Raw genomic sequence first — 16513 nt, 5'->3', positions numbered from 1 at the left:
GGAACATGTTCTTGTCCCCCGACAACTTCTTCAACTACTTCATTCTTTTCATGAATGAGGGTTTGTTTGTTTTTTTTACTTTAAAATGAAAATCTGTTTACATAGTTATTGACGTAGTCACGAAGTATTCTGTTTTCCTGTGTTGGGTATCAAATTGAATAACCAAAATGCCACACTGCATCCAAGTCGCTCCCACGGAAATCCTCCCCATAGCTATGTGCTGGTACTCACAAAGTACACTCACTTATCAATGTCATAGTCTAAATTTAGATCATCAGTATTTAAAGTAAAATGGCTATCGATATCAACTTCCTTCTGATTTTCCTCTATATACACATAATCCACCTTAGTATTCTGTATTTTTAACTCTTCAATTACTATTTCAAGTTTTAAACTCTGTGAGTCACCATGGATCTTAAATAACGTCAACAACCCATAAAGTGGTACAAGGTATTTATTATCAATATATAATTGACACCTTTTATCTACAGCTATATAGAAAATCTGAGGGAATCCCCTTAATTCATTCTCCCCGGTTAGCTCCAAAGTAGAATTGATATTATCAAGATCGCTTTCCAGAAAAGCCTTATGCTTATTAAGTTGCTTGCTGTAGGCCTTATTTAGAGTATCCAGTATTTTAACGTAATTTTCTTCCAAAACGGAAATGTAATGATTTTCTTTCCACTTACATTCTATAATGAGTAGTGAATTCGAATTTCGGTCATAGACAGCCACATCTATATCGCTATTTTCTTTCTTCCCAACATCATTAGTGAATTCATAATACTTACCCTCAACAACTACAATGTTGTTATAACCTCCCAAGCTACTTGTTATTTCAGAAACTACGCTTTTTGAAACCGAATCATCGCGCCTGATTACTTTGGTATTTTTTAAATAGTGCCCGTTTGTTAAAGAAAATTGCAAATCACTTAATAGAAAGGATGAAGGTATAAAATGCACCCTTCCGTTATACTCTAGTATCGGAAATTCCAACAATGTCCCCCTTCCATCAAAACTAAAATAGGTAATGCATTTTTTAATAAACTCTACATGTAAATCGGTGATTCTATTAATCTTCTGTACCAAATACTCCTTATTAAATGTAATCAATAAGGCTTGATCGTTGGGCGAATCAAGCAACGAAAGTTTATAAGTCTCCAGCCTCACCTGAGAAAAATAATAAAATACTGAAATTAAATCTAGCAGGCTTTTATCACTCTTAATAGTTTCACTTTTAAACCCCTCTATTTTGCTTAAGTCTAATTCTGTACTTTGGTAACATAGTTCAAGTAAATCCTTGTTGACATCGATCATTAATCTTTCAATTCTGTTAATATCACCTTTTAAATTCTTTTCTCTTGAATTTTTTATCCTATCGGTCAAGAATTCTACCGGTTGTTTTTTTACCGTTCTTTCATACTCCATTCTCTCCTTATCGTGGACTCCATTGAAGTATAAATATTCTTTAAGAAATCCCCCCCACACAGTTGAATTAATTAATTTGTAAACGCTTGGGCTAAGCTCAATAAGTTGACTCTTTGTAACAGAACTCATATCCATTATTTCCTTTAAGACTTTGTAATCAGAGTATGCGTTGTTTATCACAGGCAAAATATTTTCGCAGTAATAATCAAATTCAGCCTGATTAAATCGAAAATCAAGTTTTTCGTCCCCAATCCTGGGTTTAATTTGCCCTATAAACCAACTAATAGAGCTACGGTATATCTCTACTTTTCCTTGACTTGGGTAGGAACTAATGAATTCCTTTTCAAGGGCAATTAAATGATACAATAATAAAAAACCAATATTATCTTTGTATTTACAAAGATAATTATTGATAAATTCATGAATTTTTCTTTCCACATAGGTTTTAATTTGTTGTCTAATTTGATATTCGTCCATAAGGTACCCCTCATTCTTACATTTATTTATAAAACAGTTTATCTGATTAGAATACTACATACTAAATTTAAGGACTTTTATCTCATTCCAACAAAAAAAAGACAAGCCTTTCAAAGCTCGCCTTTTCCCCAGATTAATAACAAGCGACGAGGAACCAAAACGGATTTTCATACATTACATTCATTAAGTTGACGATGGATCAGGTGGTGTAAAATCATTTCACTACAACTTTCCTACAACGCTGAATCTATAAGAATACCGCTCATTCCTGAGCGGATCTTCCCTCTTGTGATAACGATTCCTCGCCGTAAAGTGGCTACTTATCTCCCACTTGACTATACTGTAAGAACTATATTTTTAGGTTAGTTTTTGTCTTTTGAAATACTAAAAATCAAATCCCATTTGCTCTTCCAAACCGGGATTGTTTAATGTTCTTGATTTCATCTGTTTATTCTCTCGCATCATTTTTTTTTGAGTTTCTATTTGCTTTCGGTCAAAAGGAAATTTAAGATCCATAAACCATCCCGGAAGCCCTTCTTTAAAAAGATTACGTTCAAGTTGTGGACGTTTATTCGGTGTTAACGAAACATAGGATTCCCAAATAGTATCCCGACTTTGTATGCAATTAACCGCAGGTCGGTTTGTACTACGACCAACTATAAAATCTATGAAATCTAGAGCCTCTGTTTCATTTAATCCGTAAATATCCATTGGGCTTTCTAACTTCATTCCGTATAAAGGTAAGAGCTCCTCGATCTCATCAAGCATCTTATTTTTTGGACGTTGCTTTCCTGAACTTCTTTTAAATTCATTTTCTCTGTTAAACGAGAAGTCCTCGTTTAAATCATGAAGAAGTTGATTGATATACGCTCTTTCTTCTGCCTTTCTTTGAAGATCAAAATTATTGATTACTTCAAGTTTCTCTTTATCAGCAGCAGAGGATTCTTTACGATCTATTTTTTCATCGGCTTCCGAGATACTCAGCTTAATTTCTGTCGATCTTCTCTTCTTCTCCTCAGCTAATCGTTTCTCTTCTGCGATCTCTAGCAATAAATCGTTTCTTGCCTTCTCTTGAGCTCTCCAAGTTTCCATGATTAGGGACAATGGATTGAGTGCTTTATTGGCATCTTCACCAATTAGCTCATCGATCATAAATTTTGAATCTCCGGAAAAGGGCGTTTCAATTGCACTGCTCTCGACATGACCCTGGGTGGAGTGTATACCATCCTTATAGCTTCCCGCTGGGACTCCGCTAGTTGTTTCTTGCTCTTCAAGCTCCTGGACGCGTATGAGAGGAGTTAGACTGAGGGTTGGTACAATATCTTTGTCAGCAACTCTTGTAATCAAATACACCTCGTCTTGTGTAGTCCAGTATTGTTTTAGTAGAATTGCAGCTATTCTCCGATGTTCATTTTTCGGATCTCTTCGAATTAAATAGACATGCCCCTTATTGTTGATTGCTAATACGTAGCCATATTCGTTCATTAGTAAAGTAAATATCTTACTGTCCTTACCTGTAACAGCAAAGTAGTTTTCTTCACCAGTTTCTAAAGTATGAGTATCATATTCCCCGGTTACGTGATTATAAATGCTGTCAGTGATTCCTGAATAACCCGTAAAAAATTCATCTAATAGAATAACCCATGCTGTTGGTGCACTTTCAGTATAGTAAGTATTTATTTTTTTGATTAGTGATGATAAAAGACCTGAAGAAGCTTGAACTTCTACAACAAGCTTTAGAGAGGGAGACTCTCCCTCTCCGGTAAATGCAGCAACATCAGCCCTTATTCTCTTCCCTTCCACAAGGTGCCGATACTCTTCTTTTACCATATAACCAGCTTCTTTTAATTTAGAGAATAAATAGCGTTTAGTTAGTGCATGCGGTAATGACTCTGCGAAATGACAAGCATCTTTATTTGAATGATAAAAGTAAGGACTTTTATTTTCATACTGGCCACCATCGTTTTCCCTGAGATACCCTTTATTAAAATACATCCGTTCTTCACAAATAGGGCACACAAGAGGAATATTTAATGACTTAATCTTTACAATTTCACTTTTAACAGTAACTTCAGAATCTAGTCTTATATATTGCTGATCATTCATTTCCTCAAGAACTCCGCTAGGGGTGATTTGTTCCCAGTTGTCTATTCGTTTAAAGAATGCATATTGTGCCATGGTCTCCCACCTAAATTAAAATAATAATTTCATATGTTTACATTATATCAATATAGGACTGGGTAAAACTACCATCTGTATTTAAAAATCCGCTTCCTATTGGATACAGTTGACAAGAACCTGTTAACGTATTTCTCATTTCCAGTTTCCGTTTCATATTCGCCCACATTCGCTCATATATTAGGGACATGCAGGACAGAATTGTATATAGATTACCGAGCCCGGAAAAGCTTATAATGAAAGCAGAAACGAAACACGGTGACTGATAAGAGTTCGCAGCTCCCATCAAGCCACCGAGTCGTTTGGCTACACTTAATTAAGAAGTGATTCGCAGTCTCTAGCTTAATAAGCGTTGTTGCTGTTGTTGTCGACGTCAACAGAAGGATCCACGTTGTTCTCTTGATCGTGAGCCGTGGGTTCTTCTTCGTTTTCGTCGTTGTGAATTTCACGAACATGGTGATAAGCGACATACAAGTTGCAGTACCTTGCGAGCTCGTCTACCATGTAATCGTGAATCTGTTGAATTTTATCCGAGTTCTGTATGAACCATTGGATGATTTCGTGAATAATGTCCATTTTGTTTTCCTCCTCTCTTTGGTTCTCTGGGGCCCTCGTTCAAACCCACAATTTAATTAGCACCTCTCTATCAGCTTGTCCGTAGTGATAATTACACACTACTGACCTCTACTACATAATTCTATGAGGGTTAGACGTAAATTATTCCATATTTTGTCGAAGGTAAAATAAAAAGTTGGCTAAGATCGATGATTGAAGCTCGATTCGTGAAATTATATATATTTCCCCACAGGACGTAAACCAAAACAAAAAAAGCGCCACCGGTAGAAGGGGCACTTTTTATTCGCTGGTTAATTCGTTTGTCAGAAAAAGAATAAATCCCAACATAGGAAGGTAGCGCATTTAGTGAGATCATTTAAGGTTAACGTAGGTGTAATGTCAATCAGATAAAACTTAATCCAATTATCTATTTTCAAGTGCTCCTTACCCAAGGGGAATCTCACCTAAGAACTAACTAAAATATAAACAATTAACCCCAGTGTAATCAGAGCTAAAGATATGGCTACTCCAATCCAAATAATATGGTTTCCATCCTCTATATTATTTTTATGTTCCTCTACAATAAATAATTGCTCTTCTTGCCTTTGAGTTATTTGAACTGAAGGTGTTAAAGAACGGAATTCCGGAATCCAGCCAAACTCAAAATAAGGCGATCTAAGATGGTCATGCAGCTTCCTAGATAACGTTGTCTTTCCATTTCCAGATGATCCGTGGAGAATGATGAAATCAATATTCAAAGTTACCACCTTCTTTCATATAAACTCTTATTAACGAACTTCGAAAATAGGTCCATATGTAGGGTATTCGCGAAAAATTTTGAACTATCCTGTCCGTTAGTTTAATAAAAAGGCGTCCAATCATCTTTATTACACCGGCGATGACATCATATCGGGAATGTTATCAAGTTCTTGTCATTGGGTTTTGACAAGAACTTAGTAACATAAATATAAAAAGCCGCTTAATCAGCGGCTTCTAATGTTACTATGTTTTTGTCACCCGACAGCCCGTTATTAAAGGATCATTAACAATTTTCTTGAGCTGGTTTCGTTCTTATTAAAGTAACCTGCCCTTTAGTTTAATACAAAGGCGTCTATATCGGGAATGTAACCATGTTCTTGTATTCTGTCGGGAATGTTATCAAGTTCTTATCATTGCGTTTTGACAAGAACTTGATAACATAAATAAAAAAACCGCATAATTAGCGGTTTCTAATGTTGCTATGTTTTTGTCACCCGACAATCCCACATTTCGCCCGCCCACATACTGCTGATCAGTAAAATGCTGTTTCGTTTCGCAGTCTTACGCACACTGGAGCTGCTATTTGGTGAAATATGATTATTCCCTACTTAATCGGACCCAGTTCTCTTAGCTGTAATTCATGTATTCATCGAATTGCCTATTTTTCATCGCCATAATCTATTCATTCAGCACCGTACGGTATCTGTCCTTCTTCAATCGTGTTCGTTTTGTTTGCGCCACCAACTATGGCACCTATTTCCTCCATGACTTTATTGACAACTGCGTAATCTTGGTCCGTGGCTTCAAAATCGAACATCCAATCGATACCACTGTCTTTGTCGCCATGTATCCATCTAGTGTTGTTGTTGCGTGAATAATAACTTTTGCCACTATTATATCCCCTATCTTTCCTAGTTTCTAAATGTGGGTTAATACTGTGTAAATTGTTTACTCATCCAGTCTGTGAGTGCCGCTGAATGGCCCATATCGCAATGGCACCTTTGTGCAAAATATGTAACGAAACTACCAATTGCTTGATGTCTATGGGTCGTATCTCATGGGCTGCACTGGCGCGGTTGTTATATGTTCTTCCACGATGTGACAACCACCAAAGCTTGGATATTTTTCATACCACATCAATTCCCTTCCAAATTGAAACAAATGCCAATCTACAAATTCGACTGATTTGAGAAAATCCCTTTTCTCACAATATGAATTAAGCTAAACTGCCCGTTAGTTTAATAAAAAGGCGTCTAATCATCTTTGTTTGCCGCCGTCGATGAAATCATATCGGGAATGTAACAATGTCCTTGTCATCTGTCGGGAATGTTATCGAGTTTTTGTCATTGTGTTTTGACAAGAACTTGATAACATAAATAAAAAAACCGCATAATCAGCGGCTCCTAATGGTATAGTTAATTTCTTAAAGGAGGATTTGTATCTTGAACAAGTAGGCATATAGAAACAAGCTGGCTGTAGTCACCGGTGCTTCATTCGGAATCGGTAAAGCGTATGCCAAAGAACTGGCGGCATGAGACTGTGGCAGCGCGTCAAACTATTCAATCTTATCTATGGGTCATTTGCTTTCTGAATCCTTAACAACAGTGGCCGTCAGGACGCAGCTTTGGGGAGAACTGGTTTATGGAAATGAGAAGTTGATTGATGATCGGACACTTTGAATTATTTTTGCCTGAATATTTATGATTTATTATTAAGCATGCTTAAAAGCAGCGTCATAAGCTGTAACATATTGTATCGCTGAGTATCACATCGTTGTTGAGCGTAGATTGCAACATTTGGGAAGTTAATGGCGTTATTTATTATAGAATGAAAATCGATAAAAATGAGAGGGGAAAAGGAATGAGATGGCTTGGAGGTTTCATCATTTTAATTGTACTATTGTTAATTATTCTGGTGTCTTGTAAATCTTCATCCAACCAGAATGTGGTTGAATATCGTCAAGAAGTAAGTCAATCAGAAATACCTACTTTCAGTATATCAGCCAATGAAGTTGTAAGTGTGACAACGCACATGTTGGATTCAGATGATATTGCCGGAGAAACACATGAGGAAAATAATATTATCAAAATATTGAATATTTTAAACCACAATCACACAATGGATCCCGATGATTCTCCACCTGCGGACTTTTACAGAGAAGTACGCATAAAAAAAATAGATGGATCCTATATAGTACTAAATTTCGGAGGAGGGGGGTCCTTTTTTAAAGAAGAAGATTCAGGATTTTTTTATGTTCTTTCACCAAAAGAAAATTATAAATCCTTAAATTCATTAATTGATTATATTGAAGGTGAAGACTAAATTAACATCATTTTTCGTAAATAGCTGTTGAAGAGATGATCTGTCCTGATCAAATTTGTTAATGGCTGGCCAACGGTAAGCTTGGAGGCTGTGCTTTCTTAAAGGTTTATGATCTACTTAAAAAATTGGCATCAATCAGTAAATAACTAATGGCAGCGCAGGGATGAACCTAACGCTGCCATTTCTTCATTCACATAATCCAGTATGGGTTCTATTTTGTGTCATAAAACTACAATGGGGTCACATTTGTGCATTTTTTCATGACAAAAATCTTATCTCATTAAAATAAAAAAGCCCGAACAATCAGGCTTTTGTGCTTATGAAATGTGGACACTTTTGTGTCATTAGACATCGGCCCTGTCTGTCTACTGATTGGAGTAAAATCAGACTGCAGAATCTCCTTTGCTGGGCATTTCTTAGACATAAAAACCGAATGGGACAGCCTCATAGGACTGTCCCAACTGTTCCATTTTTTCGCGTGCGAGAATGTCAAAAACTACTTCAGGATGTTTTTGGCAACTTCGGCCAAATCCATAATATCGATTTTGCCGTCTATATTGATATCCGCCACTTTCGCTGTATACCAATCCGGGCTGCTGCTGTTTTTGCCATAATGGGCCGCCACGATACCAAGATCTCCGATGCTGATTTTACCGTCTCCGTTCACGTCGCCCGACAATCCAGCAGGTGTTACGGTTACGGTTACGTCATGGTCAGCGCCGGCCGTCGCCGACTCTGTTCCATCTTCATGGCCCAGCTTCATGCTCGTCACTTGGATTGCTGCTACCACCTCTTCTTCGACTTCCTTCGCCTTGAAGGAAAGTGTGATTAGGTCGGTATCATCGATAATCGCATACGTCGCACCAGCGCTAGCCAAGATGAAGCGTACTTTTCCGGCTTCGATTTCCTTCGTCTCCACTATGTTTACACCTGCCTTAGCGGAGATAGCACCTGCAAATTCGAGTGCGTTCGTGTCATATTGAACGATGATATCACCTGCATATGCGGCATTCTCGATGCCTGCTACACCAAGCGTAACGTTCAGATTGCCACCCGCTTTAACGGTATCACTGCCCGACAAGACAGCGGATGCGCCTGCCGCTTTAACTGTGGCAAAGAATGCGATTTCTGCCGCCGCCGCCCACTTATCTTCCGTGTCCCCATACGAATTGTTAATCACTAATCTTACTTTTTTCGCAGTAATCGGGGCAAATTTGATTACTTTCAAAGAACGGTCATCTGCTAATGATTGATTTTCGATAACCTTTTGCTCAAGACCATTTTCGTCAGTCACATACAAATCAATATTCTTGAAATTACCGTTATTACTAGTACCCTGTCTTGGCAGATACGTCATTCGGTCTATTTCCACAGGCTCATTAAAGGTAAATGTCAAGGATTGTGGCAAGGTAACCGATGATGGATTGCTCCAATCTGAATGCCAAATTGTAAGACTATCACCGTCAATTACTTTGTTAGCTTCCTCTCCCTTATAAGAAGATGTAGCTTCGACTGTCATATTGGAACTTGGTATTTTCCCCGCACCTGATTTTTCAATGATAATATTATCAAGCTCACCTTTAATTGAATCCGTCTTCGAACCTATTCTGTGAAGCGGTAAAGCAAGGGTTGAGTTTCCGATGTTTTCCTTTTTCGTTATATCGTTATGAACGTATTTCCCTGTTGCATACCCTTTAAACTCATCATTGACATAAAGGGACGTCTTCAAATTAGAAGTTTCTATCTTGATATTTACCCATTCTCCAATCGCAAGCTTATAATTGAATGTATAGTCGTGAAGTTCTCTTGTGAAACCTAGCTTTCCGTCTTCCATTATTCGAATATCATGTGTCCCATATGGACTATCATTTTCAAATAATATTTCGCCTTGCTTAGCTTCTTGCAATTTCAAATCAAAGGAAAGAGTATTCCCGTCTCCTAATTGATTAAGAGGCGTTTCAATATAACTTTCGTTCCCCTGAAGACTTAACGCCTCCGAAGACGTTCCTTTTACAAAAGACGCATTTACAGAATTGAATAAAGCCCGGCCGTTTTTACTGACATCTTTCATTTCATTTTGTTTTTCAAATGTATATTTGGCATATTGCCCATTTTCAGACGTTTGTTCAAACAATGGATTGGAATTTGGAGCAATTCCAACAACTTTACCAATACTATTCACGTTTTCCAGACTTCCTTTTTCTTTCCCGTTTGCCCATGTCTTTTCTGCCATTACGGGTAAAGCATCTTGAAATCTTTTATACATATCCATTTCTGTTAATCCACTGGAATGTTTATCAATATTGTCATTCCAAATTGCAAAAGCTGCACCTAGCATCTGATCAGAACCAGCGGGAACTGGTTTCCAACCTGATTTTGTTGACAAGATATTAGGTTCAAAGTTATTAAATAACCCATCGGTGTTCAAGTAGTCATTATATGCTCCTCTGCCTCCGGTACCATTGGGGACCATGTACATATAAGAATCAATCGTATTAATCAATTGATATCCCATATCGTACATTTCCATTCCATCCGCCCAGTCTCTTGACCAAAGGTTCATTTGAACATTTTCAATCGCTTCTTTTTCTATTTTTGTAACTGGATTATCTTTAATCCAAGAAAGCCCGCCCCACATACGAACGGTATTCGTTTCCTTCATATAAGGGACAATGTCGTTAAGGAAATCTCGATAAGCCTTATAATTGGATAAAAACTCATCTGCTCCAATATGAACCACTGTTTCGCTATCAAAGGTCGGATTCGCCCCTTTGGTGTAATCATCAAAGATCTCTTTTATTTTTTCAATGGCTTCTGGTTTACTTATGTCAATATGATCTACTAATGGACGTTTATTTTGCAGTGGTGACCTTTGATTTTTAACCATAATCTCGGGAAAAACTTTTGTAAATGAATTAGCGTGTGCAGGAACATCAATTTCAGGTACAATATTTAATCCAATACTTCTTGATTGTACAATGAAATCTTGAAATTCCTGTTTGGAATAAGAGTAATCTTGCGCTGTTGCAGATTCACCTTTATCATTTGTAACACTGGATTTCAAACGGAAGGCATCATAAGCTTTGAAAGCTTCAGCTTCCGTATCACCCACACCGTAATTTTCCAAGAATATATAATTGTCGCTTAAATGAACTTGGAAGTCATTCATTTTATGCCACGCCATGTTTTTTGCAATATCTTTTAAGCTCTCCATCGAAAAAGGTTTACGCGCAACATCCAATACAAATCCACGAACCTTGTATTTAGGGTAATCTCGCGTCTCTCCATAAGGAATCGTATTTTTACTATCACTTTGAACGAGTATTTGTAAGATAGAACGGGTAGCCCAATAAGCTCCAATTCGATGAGATGCTTGTACAGAAACTCTATCATTGATTTCCATGTGATACCCTTCATTCCCTAAAAAGGTATCGCCGGTATCCAGTGTAAAGTAAAAGTCTCCCTCCTTTGGATTATTTCCATATACGATATCAATGGCTCTCCCTGTAATATCTTTATAATCCGCCTTAAACTCTGTTGCCATATCCTCTAGAGAGTCTTTATATTTATTATCGATTACAATGTTGCTATTGCTGTTTGCGGTAAACTCCTTGTTGCTGTCGCTGTACCACTCAGCTAATTCTGGTGATACAGAAGGCTTTTCATTTCCTGAGTTTTGTTTGTGAATTCCTGGAATCAACACTTCGAATTCATTCGTGATTGTTACTTGATTTGTAGATAGATTGGTAATCTTTAAAGCAATCTTAACCTTTTTTTCTGTGAGAGGCTTTTGAACTTCAAAATCCTTATTGACGATTTGTTCAAAATCTGCGCCATTATTTTCAATTTTATATCCTTCAATTTCCGGTACAACAATTGTATTTAATGCTTCATTATAAGTAGGACGGGCATCCTCAATTGAAGGTTTTCCAGATTCCACATCTGCCAACGAAAAAGGATGATCGAGTAATTCAAACTCTGCAATCCCTACATTATCCCACGTTTTGTCCTTATGGCTTTCTAAAGCATCCATTTTTATATATCGGGCATTGACGGGATTAGGCAGTAACACAGTATCACTAATCGTTTCAGTATCTAATTCTCTTTCAACACTATACACTTCTTCTGTAAAATCTTTATTATTGGAGAAAACCACTTTATACTTTTTCAGATTATTCTTATAGGTGACATTTTTTCTATCTTCCAAAAATAACCGGAAAAATTGTAGTTGCTTTTCATCTCCCAAGTCCAATACCAAGGTTGGCAATGTGTCTCGTGAGGAAGATAAACGCGTAGTAAAGTCCCCATCAACTGCCTTGTCATATGTATTGCCCTGTCCCTCACTATTTTTTCCCGTAGCTGTTACTCCTAAAGCAACATTCAATGGTTTTTTATAAAGCTCAAACTCCACAATCCCTGCATTATCCCATTGATTATCTTTATGAGTCTCTACAATATCAATTTTTACATAGCGAGTATTCATTGACTTGGATAATAATACATCATCCCTATTAGTCAACGTGTCCAATTCTCTTTCGACACTAAAATCTTCCCTTGTAAAATTATCGTCTTGGGAAAATGAAACTTTGTACTTTTTCACATTATTTCTATACTGAACGTTTTTCCGACCCTCTAGAAATAAACGAAAAAATTGCACTTCTTTTTCCTTCCCCAAATCTAAAATAATTGTAGGTTTTGTATTTTTTGAAGAGGATAAACGTGCATCTAATCCATCTCCTTTATCGCCATCTACTACATTAGAATATTCACTTCCTGGATCAGCGTTGGTACCTGTTGCTATAGCGTTTAATGCTACATTTTCATTTGTACTTGTATTTGTAGTTGCTGCAAATACTGGAACGGGTATGAGACTTAACAGCATCAAAACCATTAAATAAACTGATATAGACTTTTTACACTTGATAAACATAAATGGACACCTCCTAATTTGCTCTATACAACTTACCGCTGAATTTCATCAAAGCAGATGGCACACTTGATGGAGAAACTTGTATTATGGGTTTCCCTTCTATATAGTAAAATTTGCTACTCAAAACTAACATAACTGAAACCGCATTCAAATGATCATTTTTGTTTATTTATTGATATTTTTTCTTCATCGTTACACTAAACCCTAATTACTGAAGAGGCATGAAATGAGAATCCCTCTGAACTGTTTACCGTTTATGGGTGAGCGTCAAATATCCCCCACCTAGCGGCGGGAGAGTGATTCAATCTTTGATTGGGTTAAATGGAATTGTACAAATTAGCGTTAAAATCTCACGAGCTAGTCTTCGGTATCTTGAGTTATTCTTCACAGAAACAAGGTTGGCATGTCAAGCGAACGGGTGGGAAATGCGATTACGAAGTCGGCCTTATTCTAACAGCTGTAAATAAGAAAGTCATTATACAAGCAAAACACTGTCAGAAAATGAGGCTATCCAGCAAGGATGTATACAATTGCAATGAAGTATGGGTTAACAATAATAGCGGCATTGCAGTAACACTACGTCCCATCAGTGTTTCCTCGGATTCATACACGCGAATCAAACAAACCTAATAACTACGCTATATACCAATCATCATGTATGCAGAACAAACAAAAACACCATCCTCATGCGGATAGTGGAGGCGAACCGTGGCTGTGCAAAACCACAATTCGGATCGTCCACACTAAATTGGACATATTATTATGCACACACCTATAAAGATTCAAACTCAAAGGATTCCCCAATTCCCCTTCATACGTATCCTCATTTTTAAACCGGCCCACACTTGGATCATACCATCTAGATCTTAGATATTGTAAGTCGGTTGTCGCATCCAAATACTCGCCAGAATAAAGGATGGATTCATGACTTTTTCCGATTTCGAATAGGTTTCCCCCATAAATCATAGGTGTACGAGTTCAAAACAACCCCATCAGAGTTAACCATATACTCTACATCACCATATCCATTAAGTACATAGTACTGTTTATTACCTTTTTCATCTACACAATAGTTAAGAGAATCACCATTACGGATTTAACTTGAGATCTTTTTGACGGATCCATCTGTCTGTACGCTACCTTCAGCAATAATGTTGCTATTTTCATCATAGTAGTAACGTTTTGTTGAGCCATTTTCAGTACGCTCGGTCAGTATATCGTCACCGTTATATTTATAGGCCACTTGCTTTTGGTCCGCGGTGATTACTTGTTTCAAACGATCCCAGTTATCCTACACATAATTAACGTTTAAATCTGTTGGGGTCTGTTCACTTTGTAACGTATTCCGGTTGCCGCTCTACGTCCCTTAATTCGAAACAGATTCCGAGTATGCTGGAGATGAAGTAGATATATTTTAATAACTACATTTACCGAAGTGGCTTTCAACATCCTTTAAGGTATCACCGTCGGTAATCGGAATATGTTTTTGTCCTCTACGGCAATCGGTCCAAGTTCTTGTCTTGGGCTCGGGACAAGAACTTGGACCGTTAAAACAAAAAAAAAGCCGCTATTAGCGACTTTCAAAGGGACCATGTTCTTGTCCCCCGACATCAACCTATTGCTCTGCATATTATCTATCTTCGACAAACTTCATTTTACCAACTCCATTTTCTTTTATTAGCCCATTTCCAAATAATAACACGAACACAATATTTCAGTAACTGTTGAGCTAATCTGCCCGTTAGTTGAACCAATTATAAGATAATCCGATTTGTCCAACTCGTAAATTACTAAGTCTTCATAATTAACAGACAAGCCTCCTTCTCCGCTCTTTGGCCGTCCTCACGTAACGATTAAGCTTCCTTTCTCTTTCCGGTTGTTTTCAATACAATTGTATACAGAATTCCAATTATTACGATAATCAAGGTCAACACCACATAAATGTTGCTATAAATGATGCCTTCCGCAACGGATCGTAAAGGATTTAACGCGTTATTTGTAGTTCCACTCAGTGCTTTTCCGATAAATGTTCCCGAGATCGAGCTTGCGATAAAGTTAACGAGCATGAACAGTCCCATCCCGGTTCCTGTCTGTTCCTTGGAGAGCGTATTGGACAACGTATTAGCCATCGCAATCTGGAAATAGGTTTGAGCCAAATATCCAAAGATCAATACAAGCATAACGAGATATGGAGAAACACCAGCCACAAACGAAAGAACTCCGAAACAGATTAAATATAAAACGATTGCCATATAAGCCAACGTTGCATTACCTTTCATATCTGCAATCTTGCCACCCGTTTTTGCAAGTGCAGCTGCTATAATGGCACCCGGGAACATAAAGAGACCACTGGTGAACGGAGATAGATGATTAATATCGACAAACAACAATGGCGAAAGATACGGTAATGCGAATCCTGCTCCAGCCCCCATCGCAAAGGTTAAAAGTGTTAAGGTATAAGCTTTGTTTTTGAACAGGGCTGGCATGATGAAAGGGTTAGCTGCAGTTTTAATTCTCCAGATAAATATTATAAGGAAAACAAGAAACGCAGCACCGAATATCAGATTTGATTTGGAGACAGCCAACATAAGTGAAACAATCGTTGCAACGAGGGAAAATGCACCAACAAAGTCTATTTTGTTTTTTACGCCTGTTTCATCATCCAGATATTTTCTGAAAAGCGGAATAGAAAAAATCATCAGGAGCGGAATCAGAAATAAATAGTTCCACGTTAATGTGGTTGTTACGAGACCTGCAATAATAGGACCTATTGCAATCCCGAACGTTAAACCTGCTGATGTCATTCCAAGTGCACGACCTCGGGTCTCCGGTGAGAAAAAACGTGAAGGAATGATCATGGCACATGCAGGCAATATCGATGCACCTGCAGCTTGCAGTATTCTTGCGATGATTAGTAATGGATAATTAAATGCAATAAACCCGATGAGTGAGCCCACGGTCATAAATAAAATGCCGATGGTTAAGAGATTTTTGAGCTTAAACTGATCTGCCAATTTACCATAAATCACTGAACCCACTGCATAAATAATTAAGTAACTCGTAACGATCCATCCAGATTGTGAGGGTGATATTGAGAATTGTTCCCCAATTGCTGGCAAGGCCACATTAAACATGGTTGTGTTCATTGAAGCAATGACAAGTACCAAAGTAAGAATGATCATGAGTTTACTGCGCTGGTTTGTTGCCAATTCTCCCTTTTGTTCATTTATATTCTGTGCTATAGCTTCCATATATATCTGCCTCCGTGTTTTGTTAGCTAATATGTTCCATTGCTGCCATACAAATCATGATTCAAGTTTAAGAATGATTCGATCCAGCACAGAGGAAAATACTTCAATATCCTGATCCGGAATATCTCGAACCATCTCGTCCAAAAATACTTGAACATGTACATTTGCCAAATGGTCCAATACTCCTCTTCCTTCTTCGGTGAGAAACACAAGGTTTGTCCGCTTGTCGTTTGCGTCAGCGACACGTCGAATCATATTACTTTTGATTAGGGTACTCAATAGCCTGGATACGGTGGTATAATCCCGATCGACAATGTCTGCCAAATGATTTTGTGAAATACCTTCTTGATGATTTAAACAATTCATCAGTCTCCACTGTTCAAACGTGAGAGGACAATTTAGCTCTTTGAATTTTTTATTCAAGCCATTTGCAATAAATCGTGAACATGTAACAACCTTTTGACCCAATGATTTATTGTAGTCATATATTTTCAAATAAGATCACTCCTTAATAAATTGTGTGTATGTGCAAGTATTAAATTAACACGTATTATGTGTATATGCAAGTATATTTATGTGTACATACAAATATTTTTTTAAAAAAAGTCGACTT

At 37.5% G+C, this 16513-nt stretch carries 13 protein-coding genes; 2 read left to right on the top strand and 11 right to left on the bottom strand.

Going from position 1 to position 16513, the window contains the following annotated elements; translation table 11 throughout:
• Positions 1-240: 240 nt before the first annotated feature.
• The 5 genes from ACK8P5_RS12920 to ACK8P5_RS12900 all read right to left on the bottom strand — a co-directional run bounded on the left by ACK8P5_RS12920 (position 241) and on the right by ACK8P5_RS12900 (position 6214).
• A complete protein-coding gene (locus tag ACK8P5_RS12920; protein WP_422661328.1) occupies positions 241-1905 on the bottom strand; it encodes a hypothetical protein in 1665 nt (554 codons plus the stop codon).
• A gap of 384 nt (positions 1906-2289) precedes the next feature.
• Positions 2290-4083: a hypothetical protein gene (locus tag ACK8P5_RS12915; RefSeq protein WP_422661327.1), complete on the bottom strand. Its 1794-nt coding sequence runs from the start codon at positions 4081-4083 to the stop codon at positions 2290-2292.
• Between the two features lie 342 nt (positions 4084-4425).
• Positions 4426-4659 carry a hypothetical protein gene (locus ACK8P5_RS12910; protein WP_422661326.1) on the bottom strand — a complete coding sequence of 78 codons (234 nt, stop codon included), beginning with the start codon at positions 4657-4659 and terminating at the stop codon, positions 4426-4428.
• A 443-nt stretch (positions 4660-5102) separates the two neighbouring features.
• Positions 5103-5396 (bottom strand): phosphotransferase-like protein, encoded by a 294-nt coding sequence (locus ACK8P5_RS12905; protein ID WP_422661325.1) that lies wholly within the window; start codon positions 5394-5396, stop codon positions 5103-5105.
• A 683-nt stretch (positions 5397-6079) separates the two neighbouring features.
• Positions 6080-6214, bottom strand: coding sequence for a hypothetical protein (locus tag ACK8P5_RS12900; protein ID WP_422661324.1), 135 nt, complete (start codon positions 6212-6214; stop codon positions 6080-6082).
• A gap of 1010 nt (positions 6215-7224) precedes the next feature.
• Here ACK8P5_RS12900 and ACK8P5_RS12895 point away from each other — a divergent pair.
• Entirely contained in the window at positions 7225-7719 is a 495-nt protein-coding gene (locus tag ACK8P5_RS12895; protein ID WP_422661323.1) for a hypothetical protein, read from the top strand.
• 496 nt (positions 7720-8215) lie between these two features.
• Here ACK8P5_RS12895 and ACK8P5_RS12890 read toward each other — a convergent pair whose 3' ends face one another.
• Positions 8216-12649 carry a discoidin domain-containing protein gene (locus ACK8P5_RS12890; RefSeq protein WP_422661322.1) on the bottom strand — a complete coding sequence of 1478 codons (4434 nt, stop codon included), beginning with the start codon at positions 12647-12649 and terminating at the stop codon, positions 8216-8218.
• A 321-nt stretch (positions 12650-12970) separates the two neighbouring features.
• Here ACK8P5_RS12890 and ACK8P5_RS12885 point away from each other — a divergent pair, with 321 nt between their 5' ends.
• The gene (locus tag ACK8P5_RS12885) at positions 12971-13279 is read left to right on the top strand and encodes a hypothetical protein (RefSeq protein ID WP_422661321.1); all 309 of its coding nucleotides are present in this window, start codon (positions 12971-12973) and stop codon (positions 13277-13279) included.
• 54 nt (positions 13280-13333) lie between these two features.
• On the opposite strand, the gene ACK8P5_RS12880 is transcribed toward ACK8P5_RS12885, so the two are convergent.
• From ACK8P5_RS12880 to ACK8P5_RS12860, 5 genes are all read right to left on the bottom strand, one after another.
• Entirely contained in the window at positions 13334-13615 is a 282-nt protein-coding gene (locus ACK8P5_RS12880; protein ID WP_422661320.1) for an RHS repeat-associated core domain-containing protein, read from the bottom strand.
• A gap of 130 nt (positions 13616-13745) precedes the next feature.
• A complete protein-coding gene (locus tag ACK8P5_RS12875) occupies positions 13746-13925 on the bottom strand; it encodes a hypothetical protein (protein ID WP_422661319.1) in 180 nt (59 codons plus the stop codon).
• 176 nt (positions 13926-14101) lie between these two features.
• Entirely contained in the window at positions 14102-14242 is a 141-nt protein-coding gene (locus ACK8P5_RS12870; protein ID WP_422661318.1) for a hypothetical protein, read from the bottom strand.
• A gap of 260 nt (positions 14243-14502) precedes the next feature.
• Positions 14503-15900: an MFS transporter gene (locus tag ACK8P5_RS12865; protein ID WP_422661317.1), complete on the bottom strand. Its 1398-nt coding sequence runs from the start codon at positions 15898-15900 to the stop codon at positions 14503-14505.
• Between the two features lie 54 nt (positions 15901-15954).
• Complete coding sequence (locus ACK8P5_RS12860; RefSeq protein WP_422661316.1) at positions 15955-16395, bottom strand: MarR family winged helix-turn-helix transcriptional regulator; 441 nt, start codon at positions 16393-16395, stop codon at positions 15955-15957.
• Between the last annotated feature and the right edge of the window lie 118 nt (positions 16396-16513).

Source organism: Paenibacillus sp. EC2-1 (assembly GCF_049311625.1).
Lineage (GTDB): Bacteria > Bacillota > Bacilli > Paenibacillales > Paenibacillaceae > Paenibacillus_AQ.
The sequence above is the reverse complement of the archived record's forward strand: the minus strand, read 5'-3'. Positions and strand labels throughout refer to the sequence as shown.

What these genes read in the sequence shown, in the direction of transcription:
- ACK8P5_RS12920 (WP_422661328.1), bottom strand. Translation starts at nt 1,905, where the DNA reads ATGGACGAATATCAAATTAGACAACAAATTAAAACCTATGTGGAAAGA.
- ACK8P5_RS12915 (WP_422661327.1), bottom strand. Translation starts at nt 4,083, where the DNA reads ATGGCACAATATGCATTCTTTAAACGAATAGACAACTGGGAACAAATC.
- ACK8P5_RS12910 (WP_422661326.1), bottom strand. Translation starts at nt 4,659, where the DNA reads ATGGACATTATTCACGAAATCATCCAATGGTTCATACAGAACTCGGAT.
- ACK8P5_RS12900 (WP_422661324.1), bottom strand. Translation starts at nt 6,214, where the DNA reads ATGTTCGATTTTGAAGCCACGGACCAAGATTACGCAGTTGTCAATAAA.
- ACK8P5_RS12895 (WP_422661323.1), top strand. Translation starts at nt 7,225, where the DNA reads ATGAAAATCGATAAAAATGAGAGGGGAAAAGGAATGAGATGGCTTGGA.
- ACK8P5_RS12890 (WP_422661322.1), bottom strand. Translation starts at nt 12,649, where the DNA reads ATGTTTATCAAGTGTAAAAAGTCTATATCAGTTTATTTAATGGTTTTG.
- ACK8P5_RS12885 (WP_422661321.1), top strand. Translation starts at nt 12,971, where the DNA reads ATGGAATTGTACAAATTAGCGTTAAAATCTCACGAGCTAGTCTTCGGT.
- ACK8P5_RS12880 (WP_422661320.1), bottom strand. Translation starts at nt 13,615, where the DNA reads ATGATTTATGGGGGAAACCTATTCGAAATCGGAAAAAGTCATGAATCC.
- ACK8P5_RS12870 (WP_422661318.1), bottom strand. Translation starts at nt 14,242, where the DNA reads ATGGTCCCTTTGAAAGTCGCTAATAGCGGCTTTTTTTTTGTTTTAACG.
- ACK8P5_RS12865 (WP_422661317.1), bottom strand. Translation starts at nt 15,900, where the DNA reads ATGGAAGCTATAGCACAGAATATAAATGAACAAAAGGGAGAATTGGCA.